Genomic DNA, 17,786 nt, shown 5'->3' with positions numbered 1-17,786 from the left:
TTCACTGGACGCCAGGAAGGGCCCCTTCCATACCAGAAGGGGCCCTTCCCGTTGCGTGCTAACCGCGTTCGCGGTCGCGTTCCTCGCCGAGCACCGTGGACGGTGGCACCGGTTCCCCGGCGGTGATCCCGGGCGTCTGCGGCGGGAGACCGGACGTGCCGGAGACCTGCTCCTCCGCGGCGCGTACCTCGTGGTTGACCGCTGCCGCGGCCTCCGCGGCAGCCCTCGCCGCCTCGTCGGCCTCGCGCTCGACGGCGCTCGAGTCGACACCCTGCGTCGGCTGGTCGCCGACCATGCCGGCCAGCCCGCCCAGCGCGCCGCCCATGCCTTCGAGCGCCTTGGTCAGCTCGGTCGGGATGATCCAGACCTTGTTGGCCGAGCCGTTGGCGATCTGCGGCAGCGCCTGCAGGTATTGGTAGGCCAGCACCTTCTGGCTCGGGTTGGCGGTGTGGATCGCGTCGAAGACGGTGCGGATCGCCTTCGCCTGGCCCTCGGCCTGGAGGATCCGGGACTGCCGGTCACCGTCGGCGCGGAGCACGAGCGACTGCTTCTCACCCTCGGCGGTCAGGATCGCCGCCTGCTTGTGGCCCTCGGCGTTGAGGATCGCGGCCCGCCGGTCACGCTCGGCGCGCATCTGCTTCTCCATGGAGTCGCGGATGCTCGGCGGCGGCTCGATGGCCTTGATCTCGACCCGGGTGACCTTGATGCCCCAGCGGCCGGTGGTCTCGTCGAGCACGCCGGACAGGTGGCGGTTGATCTCCTCGCGGCTGGTCAGCGCCTTCTCGAGGTCGAGGGAGCCGATTACGTTTCGCAGCGTGGTCACGGTGAGCTGCTCGATCGCCTGCAGGAAATTGGCGATCTCGTAGGTGGCCCGGACCGGGTCGACGACCCGGAAGTAGAGCACGGTGTCGATGGAGACGACCAGGTTGTCGGACGTGATCACCGGCTGGGGCGGGAAGCTGACCACCTGCTCCCGCATGTCGACCTTGGTGCGGACGGCGTCGATGAACGGCACCAGCAGATTCAGCCCGGGCGACAGCGTCCGCTTGTATTTGCCGAGCCGCTCCATGACGTCCATCCGCTGCTGCGGCACGATTCGCACCGAGCGCACGATCGTGATGATCGCGACGAGCACAATCGCCGCTACCACGACCGCAATGGCAATTTCCATCCTCAGTTCACCTTTTCTCCGGTGTTGTCCCCGTGTGGCACCTCATCCCGCCACACCATGGCGGTAGCACCCTTCACCTCGATCACGCGTACGCGCTCTCCTGGCGCGAACACCTGAAGCGAGTCGTACGAACGGGCACGCCACGTCTCTCCGTCGATCTTGACGACGCCCTGCTCGGCGTCGACCTGCTCGAGCACCAGGGCGCTCGAACCTTCAAGTGCCTCGAGGCCGATCGGCGCCGAACTGCTGTCCGCGGCCGAAAGCCGGTGCCGTTGGATAACGGGGCGAACCGCGAAAACGGTCAGCCCCGAAACGGCGGCGAAAACGATCGCCTGCACGATCGCGGGCGCGCCCAGTGCCGCCGAGGCCCCCGCCGCGAGCGCACCCACCGAGATCATCAGGAGGAAAAGGGTCGCGGTGAACATCTCCGCCACCGCGAGCACCACTCCCAGAACGACCCAGAGAACCACATCCACACATCTAGCGTGTCACGGCGGCGCACCCATTGCGACAGGGCGCGGGTCCCACGACGGTAACGTCGTGACGAGGGCAGCAGTTGACCCTCCGGAACCGCCCCGCCGCCAGTCCGAGGAGCCCACCCGAGATGACGTCGTTGCTGCCGGAGACCGCCCGCGCGGTCGACGCCGCCGTCGCACACGCCCAGGCCGCCGGCCGGGTCCCATCGATCTCCCTCGGCGTCGTCCGTGACGGCGAACTCGTGCACGTCGCGACCGCCGGCGGCCCGGCCGCGCCCGGCGACGCGCCGCCCGGCCCCGACACCCGCTACCGGATCGGCTCGATCTCGAAGACGATGACCGCGACGCTGGTGCTGCAACTGCGCGACGAGGGCCGGCTGGCGCTCGACGACCTGCTCTACCGGCACCTGCCCGGCACGCCGGTGGGCAGCGTGACGCTGCGCCAGTTGCTCGGGCACGCCGCCGGGCTGCAGCGCGAGCCGGAGGGCTCCTGGTGGGAGCGGCACGAGGGCGACGACATCGACGCGCTGCTCGCGGGACTCACCCCCGACAAGATCGCGTTCCCGCCGCACCGCACCTATCACTACTCCAATCTGGCGTACGGGCTGCTCGGTGCCGTGTTGCGCCGGGCGACCGGTGAGGACTGGACGACGCTGCTGACCAAGCGGCTCTTCGATCCGCTGGGGATGCGCGCCACGACCTACCATCCGGTGGAGCCGTTCGCGCGCGGTTACGTCGTACACCCGTGGTCGTCGACCCTGCGTGAGGAACCGCGGACCGACACCGGCGCGATGGCGCCCGCCGGGCAGCTCTGGTCGACGGTGACCGACCTGGCGCGCTGGGCCGCCTTCCTGGCGGCGCCGCGCCCCGAGGTGCTGGCGCCCGAGACGATGACCGAGATGTCGGCGCCGGTGGTGATCAGCGACCTGGAGGCGTGGACCGCCGGGCACGGCCTCGGGCTGGAGCTCTACCGGGTCGGCGAGCGGGTCTACGTCGGACACGGCGGCTCGATGCCCGGCTACCTGGCCTGCCTCGCCGTGCACCGGAAGTCGCGCACCGGGGTGGTCAGCTTCGCCAACGCCTACAGCTTCCGGCAGGGTTCGATCAGCGAACTCGGCCGGGCGGTGCTGACCGACGTGCTCGACCGCGAGCCGGACCTGCCGGAGCCGTGGCGCCCGGCCGGCGCGCCACCGCCACCGCTCGCGCCGCTGACCGGCCGTTGGTGGTGGATGGGCATCGAGTACGACCTGGCATGGCAGGACGAGACCAGCGAGTTGGTGCTGTCGCAACTGCGCACCGGCGCGCCCCGGCCGACCCGGTTCACCGCCGAGGGCACCGACCGGTGGCGCGGTCGCGGCGGCCCCAACGACGGCGAGGTGCTGACCGTGCGCCGCGACGAGCACGGCGTGCCGGCGGCGCTGGAGATCGCCACCTTCATCTTCACCCGGCACCCCGACCGGCTGGGGCCCTAGTCGTCGACCGTCACGAAGTCGATCAACCGCTCCATCGAGTTGATCAAGGGCGTCTCGACATCTTTGTACGAGCGGACCGTGCGCAGGATCCGGCGCCACATGTCGGCCGGCTCGGCGACACCGAGGGCCGCGCAGATGCCCTCCTTCCACGGCTGTCCCGGTGGCACCACCGGCCAGGCCCGGATGCCCACCGCGGCCGGCCGGACCGCCTGCCAGATGTCGACGTAGGGGTGGCCGGTCACCAGCACGTGCGGTGAGGTGACCCCGGCGACGATCCGGCTCTCCTTGGAGCCGGGGACGAGGTGGTCGACCAGCACGCCGAGCTTGCGGCCCGGGCCGGGCCGGAACGCGGCGACCTCGGCGGCCAGCGCGTCGATGCCGTCGAGGGGCTCCACGACCACGCCCTCGATCCGCAGGTCGTCGCCCCAGACCCGCTCGACCAGCGCGGCGTCGTGGATGCCCTCGACCCAGATCCGGCTGGCCCGGGCGACCCGCGCGGTGACGCCGGCGACCGCGACCGAGCCGCTGGCCGTGCGGGCCTGCTTCGGCGCCGCGGCGGCCGGCGCCGGCCTCCGCAGCGTCACGGGCTGGCCGTCGAGCAGGAAGGCGGCCGGCAGCAGCGGGAAGTTGCGGCGCTTGCCGAACCGGTCCTCCAGCACGACCGCGCCCATCTCAAAGCCCACCACGGCGCCGCAGAAGCCGGAATCGGCGTCCTCGACGACCAGGTCGGGCTCGGCGTCGACCTCGGGTGTCACCTTCCGGCGGCGCCAATCGCCCGCCAGCACGTCCTCCCCATACATGCGTCCGGACGTTAGCCGCCCGGCCGGCACCGTCCTCACCCGACGCGCCGGATCGACCCGTTCCGGGGTAGGTGTCCAGGTCGGCCTGCTGTGGTGTTCCTCGCGGGTAGCGCACCCCGCACGATCGAGACAGCGGCGCGGTCAGCACGTACCCTTTCCTGCATGTCCACCGCAGCGGGTGCCACCACCCTCGCGACGCGCCGGTCCAGCCGGCTCGTGGCCTGGGTGCGTTCGTGGCGCGCCGGCCTGGTCCCCTACGACGAGGTCGCCGAAGAAGTCGCCCGCGACGAGGAGCACCTCGTCGCCGATGCCCCCGGGGCCTGGACCGATGTCCCGCTCCGCGAGGGCCTGACGGCCTTCTCCAAACTGACCCCCGACCAGATCCGGCTGGTGCTGCCGGCGCCCGGCGACCCGCGCGGCCTGCCCGGCCCCGGCGACTTCACCGGCGCGGCGCTGATCGCGGGCGAGGCCGTGATCGCCGGTGAGCTGGGCCTGATCCCCGAGGTGCGCAGCCACACGTCGGGCTCCGGCATGACGTTCGAGACGGTGCTGTGGCGGGTCTTCCCGCTGCCGGCCGGCAGCGCGCCGGCGGTGCCGATCACGGTCAGCGAGGCCGAGGGCGAGCTCAACCTGGTGCTGGCCGAGGCGACCAACACGCTCGCCCGGCTCGACATCGCACAGTGGCGGCCCGAGCTGGCCGGCGCGCTGGCCGCGATCCGCCGGCCCGACAGCGCCAACGAGCTGCCGCCGGGGTTCGACCCACGGTCGCGCCGGCTCTACGCCCGGGCCAGCGTGCTCGACCGGGTGCTCGCCCTGGCCGACGAGGTCGCGCCGGGCGGCGCGGTGAACGGGTTCGAGGCGCAGGCCCGCGACGCGGCGCTGCGCCCGCTGGCGGCGGCGTGCCGCGGCGCGCTGGTCGCCGCCTGCAACGCCCCACTCATCTAGCTACTGGGTCGCCTTGGTGATGCAGGCGTGCAGCTGGTCCAGCGCGCCGGCCGGGCCGTCGACCGTCACCTCGCCGCCGGGCTGCCGGTGCCAGACCCAGCGCAGCAACGCCGCGGGCGGGCCGCCGACCGTCACGTCGGCGTCGGCCGCGTCGCCGTCTTCCACCGTGAACGTGCCGGGCGCGATGCGCACCCGCCACGCCGCGCCGTCGGTGCGCAGCGCGTAACTGCGGCCGGGCGAGGCGTCGAGGATCTCCTTGAAGTCGTCGGTCCACACGCCGACGCAGTAACCGACGAAGATCTTCAGCAGCTCGTCGACGCCGTCGACAGCCAGGTCGGCGGGGAGCGGCGCGACGGGTTGGCCGGCGCCCAGCTCGGCGTCGATGCGGTGGATCACCGTCTCCTGCGCCATCCGGCGGATCCAGAAGCCGACCGTCTGGTCGGGTGCGTACCACGAGCCGGCCGGGTCGGTCGGCGCGTGCGACCCGAGCTCGTGGCGCAGGGCCGCGTAGGCCCGGTCGAGCAGCGCGATCGGCTCTTCGGCGGCCAGCGCCGCCGGCGGCCACGGCTCGGGCTCGGCGCCTTCCCGGATGGCGAGCGTCTTGTGCAGGTAGACCTCGCCGACGTGGCGGGTCAGGTCGGCGACCGTCCAGCCCGGACAGGTCGGGACCGAGGCCGCGGGATCGATCCCCGCGACCGCCCGGAGCCGGCCGAAATCGGCGGCGAGACAGTCGAGATAGCGGGAGTTCTCCATGCGGCGCATTATTCGCCCGCCGACCGCGACGTGGTGGCCCGTCAGACCGTGACGACGACCTTGCCGGCGGCGTGGCCCTCGGCGACATAGCGGATCGCATCCGCCGCCGACGCGAGCGGGTAGGTGCGGTCGATGACCGGGGTGACCACGCCGTCGTCGATCAGCCGGGTCAGGTCGTCGAGTTCGGCCGCCCGCTCCTTCGAGGTGATCCCGCGCAGCCGCTGGCTGGTGAACAGCGAGACGAACGGGGCCCGCATCTGCCGGGTGTAGCCGCCCACCGGGCCCGGGCTGTCATGGCCGCCGCCGGCGATGACCAGGGTGCCGCGCGGGGTCAGCGCGCGCCGCAGCAGCGACAGCGGCCGGCAGCCGGCGGTGTCGACGATGACGTCGTAGACCCCGCCGTCGCGGTCGACCTCGGCCCGGGTGTAGTCGATGACGTCGTCGGCGCCGAGCGAGCGCACCAGCGCGGCCTTGCCCGCGCCGCAGACACCGGTCACCGTGGTGCCGTAGGCCTTCGCGATCTGCACGGCGTAGGCACCCATGCCGCCGGCCGCGCCGATCACCATCACCTTCTGTCCAGGTCGGACCCGGGCGCCGTCGCGGACCGCCTCCAGCGCGGTCACCGCCGAGATCGGCACCGCGGCGGCCTGCGCGAAGGTGAGGCCGGCGGGCTTGCGGGCGAGCCGCCCCGGCTTCGCGGCGACGTATTCGGCGAACGTGCCGGTGCTGGAGGTGCCGTAGACCTCGTCACCGGGAACGAAGCCGGTGACCTGCGCGCCGACGGCGGCGACCACGCCGGCCAGCGCCCGGCCGCGCACCTGGACCTTCGGGCGGGTCAGCCCGAACGCGACCCGGACGCCCCAGGGCCGGCCGGTCATCGCGATCCACACGCCGGGGTCGACGCCGGCCGCCCGGACCTCGACCAGCACCTCGCCGGCGCCGATGGCCGGTCGGGCCACCTCGCGGAGTTCGAGCACGTCGGCCGGGCCGTACACCGTCTGTGCGATCGCCTTCATCGGGTCTCCTGTTCCTGGTCGGGGTATTGGAAGACGTCGTCGAGCGGAACCTTGAAAACGTGTGCGATGCGGAAGGCCATCTCCAGCGACGGCGAGTAGCGCCCCTGCTCGATGGCGATGACGGTCTGCCGGGTCACGCCGATCCGGTCGGCCAGGTCGGCCTGGGTCATCTCGGCGTTGGCGAAGCGCAGCGCGCGGATGCGGTTGGTGACCCGGGTGGCCTTCACCATTCGGGGACGCCCGCGCGGTAGACGACGACCTTGGCCACGCCGCCGACCACCGCGGAGAGCACGAAGCCCAGGTAGATCACGTTGGCGATCCAGAACGGGGCCCAGTCGGCCAGCGCCATCAGCATCGCGGCGACCGCGGCGATCACCACGAACGGCTGGCCGACCTGGTCGCCGAGGCGGCCGATCTCCTTGTCGCGGTCGTCCTTGACCTGGCTCGCCTTCGGGTTGAGGGCGGCCACCACGATCTCGCCGATGATCGAGGCGAGCACGGCCGCCCCGACGGTCCAGAGCAGCGGCCCGGTGTAGTCGGCGTCGGCCAGCGGGCGGCCGCCGAGTTGGCTGAGCACGACGATCAGGTAGGCGGCGTAGGCCGGGACCGCGACCACCAACCTGATCCAGGCTCGTCGCTGTTCGAGGGTCATCGACCCGCTCCTTCGAGGTGTGTGTTAAGAATCTTTGACACCACGAAGGTAGCAAATCTTTGACCTCATGTCGAGAATGTTTTACATCGCTCAGATGGTGAACCCGCCGTCGACGTTGACCGTCGCGCCCGTGATGTAGCGGCCTCCCCCGCCGGCCAGGAAGACGACCGCAGCCGCCACGTCGGCCGGCGCCGCGTAGTGGCCGAGGGCGGTGAAGCCGTTGATGACGGCGGCGTTGGGACCGTCGGCCGGGTTCGAGTCGGTGTCCGTCGGGCCGGGGTTGACCAGGTTGACGGTGATCGCCCGGGGACCGAGTTCGCGGCCGAGGGCCTTGGTCAGCCCGATCAACGCGGTCTTGCTCAGTGAGTAGAGCGCGAAGCCCGGGAAGACCGCCCGCTCGGCCATGTTGCTGCCGATGTTGATGATCCGGCCGCCGGTGGCCATGTGCCGGGCCGCGGCCTGCGACGCCACGAACGGTGCCCGGACGTTGACCGCCACGGTCTGGTCGAACTCGGCCAGGCTCAGCTCGTCGAGCGCACCGAGCAGGAACGCACCGGCGTTGTTGACCAGGATGTCCAGCCGGCCGTGCTCCTTCGCCACCCGGTCGACGGCCGCCATCAGCGCGATCGGGTCGGCGCTGTCGACGCGCACGGCGGTGGCCCGCCCGCCGGCGGCGGTGATCTCCCGGACCACCTCGTCGGCGCGTTCCTGGTCGCGCTGGAACGTCAGCGCCACCGCCGCGCCCTCCCGGGCCAGCCGCACCGCGACCGCGGCTCCGATCCCGCGGCTACCGCCGGTCACCAGGGCCACCTTGCCATCAAGTGTGTTGTCTTCCATGCCCAAGAGCCTGGTCGGCCGGGGCAGCCGCGTCTGGCGACGATCGGACGTCGCGTTCGGTGATCTGCTTCTCAATACCCGTGAACGGGTCACCGGCCGGGCGGCGCGGGTGTGGGCTGGGTTGATGCGGACCACGACACTCGGGCGGTCGGGGCTGGACGTCTCCCGGGTCGCCTACGGCACCTGGCAGCTCGGCGGCGACTGGGGCGACTTCGACGAGTCCGCCGTCATCGAAGCGATCCGGAGCGCGCACGACCTCGGGATCAACCTGTTCGACACCGCGCAGGGGTACGGCTTCGGCAGCGCCGAGGAGTTGCTCGGCCGGGCGCTGCGCTCGACCCTGCGCACCGACCGCGACTCGGTGGTGCTAGCCAGCAAGGGCGGCATCAACCCCAACAGCGAACGGACCCGCGACGCGCGCGCCGGCTTCCTGCGCGCCGGTGTCGAAGCGAGCCTGCGGGCGCTCGGCGTCGACCACATCGACCTCTACCAGGTGCACTGGCCCGACCCGGCGACGCCGGCCGAGGAGACCGCGACCGCGCTGCAGCGAATGGTCGACGAGGGCAAGATCCGGCACGTCGGCGTGTCCAACTACGGCGTCGCCGAGCTGACCGCGTTCGAGGCGGTGCGGCCGGTGGAGACGCTGCAGTCGCCGCTGCACCTGTTCCAGCGCGAGGTCCAGGACGAGATCCTGCCGTACGCCCGCGGCCTCGACATCGGCTTCCTCGCCTACAGCCCGCTGGGCAGCGGCATGCTCAGCGGCGCGCTGAACCCGTCAACCCGGTTCCCCGAGTCCGACTGGCGGGCCGACGCGACCGCGTTCATCGGCGACAGCTTCGCCCGCAACCTCGCGATCGTCGACGACCTGGCGGCGTTCGCGGCGCGCCGGTCGATGACGGTGGCCCAGCTCGCGGTGGCCTGGGTGCTGGCGCAGGAGGGCGTACACGTGGCGATCGTCGGCGCCCGCCGGCCGGCGAACATCCAGGCCGCGGCCGAGGCGGCCGACCTCACGCTGACCGACGAGGACCTGACCGAACTCGACAAGATCACCGCCGGCGCCGTCCCCGTTCTGGGTGCGACACCGGAGGGGCCGCGCTAGGCCTGCCGCTGGCGGCGGATGGCGGCCACCGCGCGGTCGAAGGCGTCGTCGCCGGCGGCGCGGACGCCCACGCCCTCGTCGAAGTAGTGCGCGCTCGAGCCCTGCAGCAGCAGCACCAGCACCGCGACCGAGGCCGCCAGCACGAGGAACTCGAGTCCCTGCTGGGTGAGCGGGTACCAGCCCGGCGTCGCCTCGGACACGTCGCTGCTGATGTAGACCACCTGCGACAGCAGCGACGCGCAGAGCACCCCGAACGCCGTCCAGCGGGCCCGGCCCAGCGGCCCGCGCAGCGCGACGAGGAGCGGCACGAGCACGACGGCGAGGGTCAGGCCGACCGCGATGCTGTAGGAGACAACCGACCGCGCGTCGGCGATCTGCTGGCGGTAGACGTGCAGCGGCCACCACCGCGCGGCGAACGCCTCCACGTCGTCGCGCACGGCCAGCGCAGCCAGCGCCCGCCCGACCGACGCGACGGCGATGCCGACCAGTAGCCACCACACGATCCGCACCTGGAAGGGTCGCTCCGCGACGGCCACCGCGTGGCAGCGCGGGCAGCCGACGCGGCCGTCGGCGCTGACCCAGCGGTGCCAGCCCAGCCGGCAGAGGAGGTCCACGGAATCAGATCCTCGCTGATGCGGCAGTGCGGCGCGTCCCCCGTTCGGGCCCGCTAGGCCGCCCGGGCTGTCGCGCCGGGCGGCCTGATCCGGTGGTCGCTGGCGTAGCGCTCGGCCAGTTCCCGCTCGGCCACCTCGTCGCCCAGGAAGGTGGCGACCAGCAGGGCCGCCACCTCGTCGACCACGTCGAGATCGCCGACCAGGTCCGGGCCCATCGGGCCCCAGGTCTCGGCCAGCGGCACCTCGTCGGCGTTGGCGTGGGCCAGGTCGCGCAGGACGGCGTCGCGGACCGCGGCGCCGCCGCCGTAGCGGGCGGCGTCGACCACGCCCTCGCGGTAGGCCAACCAGACCTCGCCGGCCAGCACGAAACCGTCGTCGTCGGTCGCGAGCGGGGTCGCGATCACCCGCGGCGCGTAGCCGAGGCGGGGTGCGAAACCGACCCGGCAGCGGGCCGGCACGCCGCGCCGGCGCAGTGCGGCCACCGTCAGCAGGGCGGCCGCGCGGGTCGACGCGCCGACCGGACGGGTGCGCGGCGCGCTCAGCGGCCGGCCCGGATGGCGGCGCTGGTCGGCATCGAGCAGGTCGGCGACCCGGCGCCAGTCGGGGCCGGCGGCACCGACCACGGTGGTCACGTCGCCGGGCAGGTCGTCGAGGAGCGCCGCGTGCGGGCCGGGATCCGAGAACAGGGACTGGTTCATACCTGCGCACCGTAGCGCGCGGCCACCTCGCCGCGGTCAGGCATCGCCACCGCTCCCCCGGGCCGCTCGCAGACCAGGCCGGCGACCTGCAGCGCGAAGGACACGTGCCGGGACCAGGTCTCGACGTCGCCGGGGCGGCCCTCGGCCAGCAGGCCGGCGATCAGCGCGGCCATCACCGAGTCGCCGGCGCCGGTCGCGTCGACCGCCTCGACCACCGGTGCCGGCAGTTCGACCCGCGCGTCGCCGAACGCGACCAGCGCGCCCGCGGCGCCGCGGGTCACCACCACCGCGCCGGCGCCCAGCGAGAGCAGGTCGCCGGCGACCGACGAGAGCGACAGGCCCGGGTAGAGGACCGCCGCGTCGGCGTGGCTGAGCTTGACCAGGTCGGCCGTGGCGCAGAACTCCTCCACCACCGACCGCAGGTGGTCGACGTCGGCGGGCGTGGGCAGCAGCGACGGTCGCACGTTGGGGTCGAAGACGCGCAGGCCGCCGGCCGCCGACCAGGCCGACCGGGCCGCGGCCAGAAACTCGGCGTGCAGCAGCACGATCGATCCACAGTAGACGACAGCGGAGCGGGCCACCAGGTCGTGCGGCACCTCGGTCAGCAGCGAGTAGGACGGCGGCGAGCCGTAGAAGCGGAACTCGGGATCGGCCCCGGCGAACGTGACCACCGCGAGGGTGGTCGGCACCGCAGCGCGCACCACGGCCCGGCCGTCGACACCGGCGGCGGTAAGGAAGTCGACGATGCGGGTGCCGAGCGCGTCGTCGCCGATCGAGCCCGCGAACGACACCTCGCCGCCGAGTCGGGCGACGCCGACCGAGACGTTGAACGGCCCGCCCCCGATCGCCTGCCGGAAGACCCGGTCGCCGGCGCACTCGCCGTCGAGCAGGTCGATCAACGCCTCACCGAGCACCACCGCGTATCCCATGCTGTGCATCTAATCAGCGCCGCTCTTGCCGCCGCGCACCCCGTCGTGGTGCGATATCGATGCCGGGCAATTCGCGATTGGCGCCGCCCACCAGGTGGAGGCACAGGTGGGTCACGCGCGCGCCGCGGCACGCCCGCGAGCCCGCGCTCCCCGAGTCGACGACGGCACGCCCATGGGCGTGCCTAACCCGAGGAGCAATCGTGAGACTCATCCGCAGGGCCGCGGTGCTCGGCGCCGCCGCCATGCTCGCCGCCGGCCTCGTCACCGTGGTCAGCCAACTGCCCGCCGAAGGGCACGGCACCCCGATCGCACCGGGCAGCCGCACCTACCTGTGCTGGAAGGACGGGCTGTCACCGCAGGGCGACATCCAACCGCACAACCCGGCCTGCGCGGCCGCGGTCCAGCAGGGCGGCACCAACCCGCTCTACAACTGGTTCAGCGTGCTGCGCTCGGACGCCGCGGGCCGCACCGTCGGGTTCATCAACGACGGTGAGTTGTGCGGCGGCGGCAACCCGACCTTCGCCGCCTACAACCAGGCCCGCAACGACTGGCCACTGACCCACCTGACCTCGGGCGCCCGGTTCGACTTCAAGTACAGCAACTGGGCGCACCATCCCGGCACCTTCTACTTCTACGTCACCCGCGACAGTTGGAGCCCGACCCGGCCGCTGGCCTGGGCCGACCTGGAGACGCAGCCGTTCCTCACGGTGACCAACCCGCCGCAGAGCGGCGGGCCGGGCACCACCGAGGGGCACTACTACTTCAGCGGCAATCTGCCGGCCGGCAAGAGCGGACGGCACCTGATCTACTCGCGCTGGGTCCGCTCCGACAGCAACGAGAACTTCTTCGGCTGCTCCGACGTGGTCTTCGACGGCGGCACCGGCCAGGTCACCGGCGTCGGTCCGGGCAGCGAGAACCCGGGCGACCCCGGGGGCCCGAGCCCGACCACCGGCCCGACCACCGGACCCACGACCAACCCGACCACGCCCGCACCGAGCGGTGACTGCATGGCGGTCTACCGGGTGGTCGGCGCGTGGAGCGGCGGTTTCCAGGGCGAGGTCACGATCATGAACCACAGCACCCGCACGTACGGCGGTTGGACCGCCTCGTGGGCCTGGCCGTCGGGACAGACGCTGGCGCAGGTCTGGAACGGCACCTCCGGCGGCTCGGGAACGAACGTGACCGTGCGCAACGCCACCTGGAACGGCACGATCGCGCCGGAGGGCACGACGACGTTCGGCTTCCTCGGCACCTACACCGGCAGCACCAACGCCATCCCGGTGGTCAGCTGCGTCGGCTCCTGAAGAAGGGCGTGTCCCGGCGGCGCGAGCGCGTCGCCGGGACCGCTCACTCGCCGTCGAGGAGCGCGTAGGCGCGCTTGATGGCGATGTGCGCGGCGTCGCCGAACGGGGCGCGGCGGGCCAGGTCGTCGACCCGGGCCCGCTCGGCGTGCCCGTTGCGGATCAGCCACTCGAGCTCGGTCAGCTCTTCGTGTTGGCCGGTGACGAAGCCCTGGCCGACGGGGGCACCGTGGCCCGGGACGACCAGCGTCTGCGGCGTGGTGAGCCGCAACAGCGCCGCCACCGTGCCCGGCCACTCCAGCGGGAACGCGTCGCCGAACGCGGGCGGGCCGCTCTCCTCGACCAGGTCGCCGGCGATCACCACGTCGGCGTCGGGGACGTGCACGACCAGGTCACCGGCGGTGTGGCCGCGGCCGAAGTGGGCCAGCGTGACCACCCGGCCGCCCAGGTCGAGAGCCGCGTCGGTGAGCACGATCGCGTTGGGCGGCAGCAGCTCGGTCTTGGCCACCTCGTCGGCCAGCTCGGGCCAGGAACCGGCCTGCACCGCCTCCCACGCCTCGCGGCGGGCCGTCTCCTCGTGACCGAGCAGCCGGGCGGTCTCCTCGTGGGCCCAGATCCGCGTCTCGGCGACCGCCGCGGCGGCCGGGTCACCGAAGACCGGGAACTGCTCGGCCGGCGGCGGCAACTGGCGGGCCAGGGTGGCGTTGCCGAACGCGTGGTCGAAGTGGTGGTGGGTGTTGACGATGGCCCACGGCGCGCCGGTCACCCGCCGGGCGGCGGTGAGCAGCTCGGCGGCCTGGGTGGCGGTCGAGAGCGTGTCGACCACGACGGCCGCCTCGTCGCCGACGATCAGCGTCACGTTGACGTCGTAGACCGGGTAGCGCAGCAGGAAGACGCGGTCGGCGACCTCGACGAAGCCGGGCTGGGACTGGGTCATGACCCGCCGACGGCGCGCTCGACGAACCGGTGCCGATCAAGGAAGATCCGCTCCACTCGGCCCTCGGCGACCACGGCCGCGGCCTCGCCGCCGGGCGCGTCGGTGACGGTGACCTCGAACAGCAGCTTGCGACCGTCGACTTTGGCCAGCGTGGCGACCGCGTAGACGGTGCGGCCGATCGCGGTCGGCAGTTTGTGGTCGAGCTCGACCCGGGTGCCGACGGTGGTCATGCCGGCCGGCATGCGGGTCGCCGTCGCGGCGACCGTCGCGGTCTCGACCAGCCCCAACACCCGCGGGGTGGCGAGCACCGGCACGTCGCCGGAGCCGAATGCCTGTGCGGTGTCGGAGTCGGTGACCGTCAGCTCCACCCGCGCACTCAAGCCCGGCGCGAAGGGCGCGTCTGCTTGCTGCTCCATGACTCTCAGCGTAGGCGCTCGACCACGCTCAAGCTACGAGCCCCGCCAACCTGTGGATAACCGTGAATGCGCAGCTAGACCCTGACCGACGGGCCGCGGTCGGGTGCGGCCAGCCGGGCCGCCCGGCCGCGCTCGGCCAGCTCGCCGGCCAGCCACCAGGCCTCGGCCAGGTCGCGGTCGCGCAGGGCGGCCGACCGCCCGCGGGCGGAGTCGGCATACACCGTGGCGACACCGAGCAGGCGTTGCAGCGGGCCTTGAACGACCCGGACGCTCTGGATCCGGGCATACGGCAGCATCAGCACGGTTCGCGTCAGCAGCCCCTCCCGCGTCGCGACGACGCGGTCGGTCAGCGTCACGCCGAGCTTGGGCCGGGCCAGCGGGTGGAACCAGCGGGTGCGCGGCGGCGGGGGCGCGAAAACCAGCGCGCCGAGCAGCACGCCGGGCAGCACCGCGGCGGCCACCACGTCCGCCTCCTCGGGCGTGCCGACCGGCAGCAACCGGTCGGTCTCGGCGCGGTTGGCGCCGCCCTCGCCGGCGACGCCGGCCACGTCGAGAGTCAGCCGCAGCCAGTTGTGGGTGCGCCAGAGCAACGGCCAGGTCGCGGTCACGCCCTGCACCCGGTGGACCGGCACGGTCTGCGCGCGGGTCTCGGTGAGCCCGAAGCGCAGGCGCAGCGCGCTGGCGTCCCGCGCCAGCCGGAAGTTCCAGTCGCTGAGCACCCGCCGGACCGGCTGCAGCAGCACCCCGGCGATCGCGGTCAGCGTGCTGGCCACGCCGATGAACGACCACGACGGGTCGAACCCGAACTGGAGCACCACGAACGCGACACCGATCGGCAGCGAGATCGCCTGGGGCGTGAGCAACTGGCTGATCACCAGATCCCGATTGGAAACCGCCAGAAGCTCATCGGATACGCGCGGCGGTGCGGCGCCCTCGACCAAGGAGGGGCTGCCGGCCGGTGCGGCCTCCGCGGCGGGAGCCGACCGGCCCGCGATGGCGAGCAGCCGGTCACGCAGCGCCACCGCGTCGGCCACCGACAGGAACGCCAGCGGCGCCTCCGTCTTGCCGCCGCCGACCACCTCGAGCCGCAGCTCGGCCAGGCCGGTGAGCTGCGCCAGCAGCGGGCGCACGACCTCGACCGACTGCAAGCGTTCGAGCGGGATGGCCCGGGTGCGGCGCCAGAGCAGGCCCTCGTACACCCGCAGCTCGTGACCGACCACGTGGTAGCCGGTGTTGGCCCAGCTGATCAAGGACCAGATCGTGGCACCGAACGCCAGCACGAGCACCGCCAGCGCGAACCAGCCGAGCCCGAACTCGCGCAACGACGACCAGGACAGCGCGGCGACGATCACCACCAACGCCCGCGCGCCGTGCAGCAGCGGGCTGAGCGGATGGAGCCGGCGGCGCGGTTCCCCGCCCGCGGTCGCCACCGGCGGGGTGGCCACGGGCGGCGGCGCCATCGGTGGGGTGGCCACGGCTCAGAGCCCTTCGGCGCGATCTTCGCCGAGCGCGGTCAGCCGGTCGCGCAACCGCGACGCCTCCGCCGGCCGCAGCCCCGGCACCCTGGCGTCGCTGGCCGCCGCGGCGGTGTGCAGTTGCACGGTGGCCAGCTTGAAGGCGCGCTCCAGCGGGCCGGCGCTGACGTCGACGAACTGCATCCTGGCGTAGGGCACGATCGACAGCCGGCGGACCAGCAGGCCGTGGCGCACGAGCAGGTCGTGGTCGCGTTCGGCGTAGCCCCACGCGCGGACGGCTCGGAAGATCGCCCAGAACCGCCAGAACATCAGCACCAGCACGACGCCGAAGGCCAGGCCGAGCGGCCAGCCGCCGAAGATCGCCCACAGGATGCCGAGCGGGAGCAGCAGCATCGCGGCGGACGCGCCCCACCGGATCAGCTCAACCCAGATCAGGTCACGCGAGACCGGCTGCCACCGCACGGTCTCGGGCCACGGTTCAAGAGGGCTGCTCGGCTCGGCCGCGGCGATATCCACGTCTGTAGAGCGTAGGGGATCACCGGAACGGCGCCACCTCGCGAAGAAAGCCGCGGCGGTCGAGGAAGTCGGCGAGGCTCTCGCGATGCTCCGAACAGGCCAGCCAGACCTTGCGCCGCTCGGGCGGATGGATCCGGGGATTGTTCCAGCGGATCTCGTAGCTGGCCTCGCGGCGGCAGCCCTTGGCCGAGCACACGGGCTCGATCTCGGCTTCCACCCGCCGAAGTCTACGAGCGAGGTAGGGCCGGGCGACCACGGGGGAAGTCGCCCGGCGTGGAGGAATCGTACACGTCACGTTCCCCTGCTTGTCTACCCGTGTTTGCCGAGCGTCGCGGAGCGGCATTCACGACGCGAATCCGGTTCTGCGCGCACGCCGCGCCGGCCGGCATGCAAGGCTTGTTGCGGCGTTCCCAGGTTCGACCGCCAGACTCTGGCGTGGCGACCCGCCGGGGGCGCCGCCGCCGACCCACGCAACGCGTCTGTGGAGGACCCGTGGCCCAGCCGACCGCACCCGACTCCCCGCAACCCGAAGCCGTCACCAACGGCGCGGGCCCGGTCATGCCGACCGGTGGGCAGCCCGGTGACCCGCCGGCCACCACCCCCGCGCAGGACGCGACGCTGCTCGAACGCGCGCTCTTCGAGGTCAAGCGGGTCATCGTCGGGCAGGACCGGATGGTCGAGCGGATGTTCGTCGCGCTCCTCGCCCGCGGCCACTGCCTGCTGGAGGGCGTGCCCGGTGTGGCCAAGACGCTCGCCGTCGAGACGCTCGCCACCGTCGTCGGCGGCACCTTCGCCCGGGTCCAGTTCACCCCCGACCTGGTGCCCGCCGACCTGATCGGCACCCGGATCTACCGGCAGTCGAGCGAGAAGTTCGACGTCGAACTCGGCCCGGTGTTCGTCAACTTCCTGCTCGCCGACGAGATCAACCGGGCGCCCGCCAAGGTGCAGTCGGCGCTGCTCGAGGTGATGTCGGAGCAGCAGGTCTCGATCGGCGGCGTGACACACCGGGTGCCCAACCCGTTCCTGGTGATGGCCACCCAGAACCCGATCGAGCAGGAGGGCGTCTACCCCCTGCCCGAGGCGCAGCGCGACCGGTTCCTGATGAAGATCCTGGTCGGCTACCCGTCCGACGCCGAAGAGCGCGAGATCGTCTACCGGATGGGCGTCAAGGCGCCCCAGCCGGCCGTCGTGTTCAGCCCCGCCGACCTGGTGGCACTGCAGGCCAAGGCCGACGGCGTGTTCGTGCACAACGCGCTGGTCGACTACACGGTCCGGCTGGTGCTGGCCACCCGCAACCCGACCGAGTCGGGCGTGCCCGACGTCGCGCAACTGATCCAGTACGGCGCCAGCCCGCGCGCGTCGCTCGGCATCGTCCGCGCCGCCCGGGCGCTGGCCCTGCTCCGCGGCCGCGACTACGTGCTGCCCAACGACGTGCAGGACATCGCGCCCGACATCCTGCGGCACCGGTTGGTGCTCAGCTACGACGCCCTCGCCGACGACGTGCCGGCCGACCAGATCGTGGCGCGGTTGATGCAGGCCGTCCCGCTGCCCTCGGTGGCGCCCCGCCAGCACGCGACGGCGGGCCCGCAACCGCAGCCGCCCGCGCAGCCCGCCGGTGCCTGGCCTGGCCGCCTGCCGTGACCGCACCCGCCGAACCGCTCGGCCACGGCGAGCCGGGG

The 17,786-nt window shown here is 72.9% G+C and carries 21 protein-coding genes; 5 read left to right on the top strand and 16 right to left on the bottom strand.

Features of this window, described 5'->3' with window-relative positions:
• Positions 1-58: 58 nt before the first annotated feature.
• Both AB0J74_RS01380 and AB0J74_RS01375 read right to left on the bottom strand, forming a co-directional pair.
• Entirely contained in the window at positions 59-1,171 is a 1,113-nt protein-coding gene (locus AB0J74_RS01380) for an SPFH domain-containing protein (RefSeq protein ID WP_363443052.1), read from the bottom strand.
• Between the two features lie 2 nt (positions 1,172-1,173).
• Entirely contained in the window at positions 1,174-1,647 is a 474-nt protein-coding gene (locus tag AB0J74_RS01375; protein ID WP_363443050.1) for an NfeD family protein, read from the bottom strand.
• A gap of 128 nt (positions 1,648-1,775) precedes the next feature.
• Here AB0J74_RS01375 and AB0J74_RS01370 point away from each other — a divergent pair, with 128 nt between their 5' ends.
• Positions 1,776-3,119 (top strand): serine hydrolase domain-containing protein, encoded by a 1,344-nt coding sequence (locus AB0J74_RS01370; protein ID WP_363443048.1) that lies wholly within the window; start codon positions 1,776-1,778, stop codon positions 3,117-3,119.
• Here AB0J74_RS01370 and AB0J74_RS01365 read toward each other — a convergent pair.
• Positions 3,116-3,919: a DUF3097 domain-containing protein gene (locus tag AB0J74_RS01365; protein WP_363443046.1), complete on the bottom strand. Its 804-nt coding sequence runs from the start codon at positions 3,917-3,919 to the stop codon at positions 3,116-3,118. The two genes, AB0J74_RS01370 and AB0J74_RS01365, sit on opposite strands and share 4 nt — an antisense overlap.
• 162 nt (positions 3,920-4,081) lie before the next feature.
• Between AB0J74_RS01365 and AB0J74_RS01360 the strand changes: the two genes are divergently transcribed.
• Positions 4,082-4,864 (top strand): hypothetical protein, encoded by a 783-nt coding sequence (locus AB0J74_RS01360; RefSeq protein ID WP_363443044.1) that lies wholly within the window; start codon positions 4,082-4,084, stop codon positions 4,862-4,864.
• Here the strand turns inward: AB0J74_RS01360 and AB0J74_RS01355 are convergent, their stop codons facing one another.
• The 5 genes from AB0J74_RS01355 to AB0J74_RS01335 form a co-directional block, all read right to left on the bottom strand.
• Entirely contained in the window at positions 4,865-5,617 is a 753-nt protein-coding gene (locus tag AB0J74_RS01355; RefSeq protein ID WP_363443042.1) for a maleylpyruvate isomerase family mycothiol-dependent enzyme, read from the bottom strand.
• A 41-nt stretch (positions 5,618-5,658) separates the two neighbouring features.
• The gene (locus AB0J74_RS01350; RefSeq protein WP_363443040.1) at positions 5,659-6,633 is read right to left on the bottom strand and encodes an NAD(P)-dependent alcohol dehydrogenase; all 975 of its coding nucleotides are present in this window, start codon (positions 6,631-6,633) and stop codon (positions 5,659-5,661) included.
• Entirely contained in the window at positions 6,630-6,863 is a 234-nt protein-coding gene (locus AB0J74_RS01345) for a helix-turn-helix transcriptional regulator (RefSeq protein ID WP_363443038.1), read from the bottom strand. The genes AB0J74_RS01350 and AB0J74_RS01345 overlap by 4 nt, the downstream gene beginning before the upstream one ends.
• Positions 6,857-7,285: a hypothetical protein gene (locus AB0J74_RS01340; RefSeq protein WP_363443036.1), complete on the bottom strand. Its 429-nt coding sequence runs from the start codon at positions 7,283-7,285 to the stop codon at positions 6,857-6,859. Before AB0J74_RS01340 ends, AB0J74_RS01345 begins: the two co-directional genes overlap by 7 nt.
• Positions 7,286-7,375: 90 nt before the next feature.
• The gene (locus AB0J74_RS01335) at positions 7,376-8,122 is read right to left on the bottom strand and encodes an SDR family oxidoreductase (protein ID WP_363443034.1); all 747 of its coding nucleotides are present in this window, start codon (positions 8,120-8,122) and stop codon (positions 7,376-7,378) included.
• Positions 8,123-8,246: 124 nt separating this feature from the next.
• Here AB0J74_RS01335 and AB0J74_RS01330 point away from each other — a divergent pair, with 124 nt between their 5' ends.
• Entirely contained in the window at positions 8,247-9,221 is a 975-nt protein-coding gene (locus AB0J74_RS01330) for an aldo/keto reductase (RefSeq protein WP_363443032.1), read from the top strand.
• On the opposite strand, the gene AB0J74_RS01325 is transcribed toward AB0J74_RS01330, so the two are convergent.
• From AB0J74_RS01325 to AB0J74_RS01315, 3 genes are read right to left on the bottom strand one after another with little or no spacing between them, the layout of a single operon-like run.
• Positions 9,218-9,835, bottom strand: a complete 618-nt coding sequence (locus AB0J74_RS01325; RefSeq protein ID WP_363443030.1) for a hypothetical protein — start codon at positions 9,833-9,835, stop codon at positions 9,218-9,220. The two genes, AB0J74_RS01330 and AB0J74_RS01325, sit on opposite strands and share 4 nt — an antisense overlap.
• Positions 9,836-9,888: 53 nt before the next feature.
• Positions 9,889-10,533, bottom strand: coding sequence for a hypothetical protein (locus AB0J74_RS01320; protein ID WP_363443028.1), 645 nt, complete (start codon positions 10,531-10,533; stop codon positions 9,889-9,891).
• Entirely contained in the window at positions 10,530-11,462 is a 933-nt protein-coding gene (locus tag AB0J74_RS01315) for a carbohydrate kinase (RefSeq protein ID WP_363443026.1), read from the bottom strand. Before AB0J74_RS01315 ends, AB0J74_RS01320 begins: the two co-directional genes overlap by 4 nt.
• Positions 11,463-11,704: 242 nt before the next feature.
• Between AB0J74_RS01315 and AB0J74_RS01310 the strand changes: the two genes are divergently transcribed.
• Positions 11,705-12,766 (top strand): lytic polysaccharide monooxygenase, encoded by a 1,062-nt coding sequence (locus tag AB0J74_RS01310; RefSeq protein WP_363444021.1) that lies wholly within the window; start codon positions 11,705-11,707, stop codon positions 12,764-12,766.
• 43 nt (positions 12,767-12,809) lie between these two features.
• On the opposite strand, the gene AB0J74_RS01305 is transcribed toward AB0J74_RS01310, so the two are convergent.
• The 5 genes from AB0J74_RS01305 to AB0J74_RS01285 form a co-directional block, all read right to left on the bottom strand.
• Complete coding sequence (locus AB0J74_RS01305) at positions 12,810-13,700, bottom strand: MBL fold metallo-hydrolase (RefSeq protein WP_363443024.1); 891 nt, start codon at positions 13,698-13,700, stop codon at positions 12,810-12,812.
• The gene (locus tag AB0J74_RS01300) at positions 13,697-14,116 is read right to left on the bottom strand and encodes a hotdog domain-containing protein (protein ID WP_363443022.1); all 420 of its coding nucleotides are present in this window, start codon (positions 14,114-14,116) and stop codon (positions 13,697-13,699) included. Before AB0J74_RS01300 ends, AB0J74_RS01305 begins: the two co-directional genes overlap by 4 nt.
• A 74-nt stretch (positions 14,117-14,190) precedes the next feature.
• Complete coding sequence (locus tag AB0J74_RS01295) at positions 14,191-15,576, bottom strand: PH domain-containing protein (protein WP_363444018.1); 1,386 nt, start codon at positions 15,574-15,576, stop codon at positions 14,191-14,193.
• A gap of 18 nt (positions 15,577-15,594) precedes the next feature.
• The gene (locus AB0J74_RS01290; RefSeq protein WP_363443020.1) at positions 15,595-16,107 is read right to left on the bottom strand and encodes a PH domain-containing protein; all 513 of its coding nucleotides are present in this window, start codon (positions 16,105-16,107) and stop codon (positions 15,595-15,597) included.
• A 19-nt stretch (positions 16,108-16,126) separates the two neighbouring features.
• The gene (locus AB0J74_RS01285) at positions 16,127-16,324 is read right to left on the bottom strand and encodes an acetone carboxylase (RefSeq protein WP_363443018.1); all 198 of its coding nucleotides are present in this window, start codon (positions 16,322-16,324) and stop codon (positions 16,127-16,129) included.
• A gap of 275 nt (positions 16,325-16,599) precedes the next feature.
• Here AB0J74_RS01285 and AB0J74_RS01280 point away from each other — a divergent pair, with 275 nt between their 5' ends.
• Entirely contained in the window at positions 16,600-17,748 is a 1,149-nt protein-coding gene (locus AB0J74_RS01280; RefSeq protein WP_363443016.1) for a MoxR family ATPase, read from the top strand.
• The last annotated feature ends 38 nt before the right edge of the window (positions 17,749-17,786 follow it).

It is taken from the genome of Asanoa sp. NPDC049573 (assembly GCF_040676615.1).
Lineage (GTDB): Bacteria > Actinomycetota > Actinomycetes > Mycobacteriales > Micromonosporaceae > Asanoa.
This window is presented reverse-complemented; position numbering and strand designations above follow the sequence as displayed.

What these genes read in the sequence shown, in the direction of transcription:
- AB0J74_RS01380 (WP_363443052.1), bottom strand. Translation starts at nt 1,171, where the DNA reads ATGGAAATTGCCATTGCGGTCGTGGTAGCGGCGATTGTGCTCGTCGCG.
- AB0J74_RS01370 (WP_363443048.1), top strand. Translation starts at nt 1,776, where the DNA reads ATGACGTCGTTGCTGCCGGAGACCGCCCGCGCGGTCGACGCCGCCGTC.
- AB0J74_RS01365 (WP_363443046.1), bottom strand. Translation starts at nt 3,919, where the DNA reads ATGTATGGGGAGGACGTGCTGGCGGGCGATTGGCGCCGCCGGAAGGTG.
- AB0J74_RS01360 (WP_363443044.1), top strand. Translation starts at nt 4,082, where the DNA reads ATGTCCACCGCAGCGGGTGCCACCACCCTCGCGACGCGCCGGTCCAGC.
- AB0J74_RS01355 (WP_363443042.1), bottom strand. Translation starts at nt 5,617, where the DNA reads ATGGAGAACTCCCGCTATCTCGACTGTCTCGCCGCCGATTTCGGCCGG.
- AB0J74_RS01350 (WP_363443040.1), bottom strand. Translation starts at nt 6,633, where the DNA reads ATGAAGGCGATCGCACAGACGGTGTACGGCCCGGCCGACGTGCTCGAA.
- AB0J74_RS01345 (WP_363443038.1), bottom strand. Translation starts at nt 6,863, where the DNA reads ATGGTGAAGGCCACCCGGGTCACCAACCGCATCCGCGCGCTGCGCTTC.
- AB0J74_RS01340 (WP_363443036.1), bottom strand. Translation starts at nt 7,285, where the DNA reads ATGACCCTCGAACAGCGACGAGCCTGGATCAGGTTGGTGGTCGCGGTC.
- AB0J74_RS01335 (WP_363443034.1), bottom strand. Translation starts at nt 8,122, where the DNA reads ATGGAAGACAACACACTTGATGGCAAGGTGGCCCTGGTGACCGGCGGT.
- AB0J74_RS01330 (WP_363443032.1), top strand. Translation starts at nt 8,247, where the DNA reads ATGCGGACCACGACACTCGGGCGGTCGGGGCTGGACGTCTCCCGGGTC.
- AB0J74_RS01320 (WP_363443028.1), bottom strand. Translation starts at nt 10,533, where the DNA reads ATGAACCAGTCCCTGTTCTCGGATCCCGGCCCGCACGCGGCGCTCCTC.
- AB0J74_RS01315 (WP_363443026.1), bottom strand. Translation starts at nt 11,462, where the DNA reads ATGGGATACGCGGTGGTGCTCGGTGAGGCGTTGATCGACCTGCTCGAC.
- AB0J74_RS01310 (WP_363444021.1), top strand. Translation starts at nt 11,705, where the DNA reads ATGCTCGCCGCCGGCCTCGTCACCGTGGTCAGCCAACTGCCCGCCGAA.
- AB0J74_RS01305 (WP_363443024.1), bottom strand. Translation starts at nt 13,700, where the DNA reads ATGACCCAGTCCCAGCCCGGCTTCGTCGAGGTCGCCGACCGCGTCTTC.
- AB0J74_RS01300 (WP_363443022.1), bottom strand. Translation starts at nt 14,116, where the DNA reads ATGGAGCAGCAAGCAGACGCGCCCTTCGCGCCGGGCTTGAGTGCGCGG.
- AB0J74_RS01295 (WP_363444018.1), bottom strand. Translation starts at nt 15,576, where the DNA reads ATGGCGCCGCCGCCCGTGGCCACCCCGCCGGTGGCGACCGCGGGCGGG.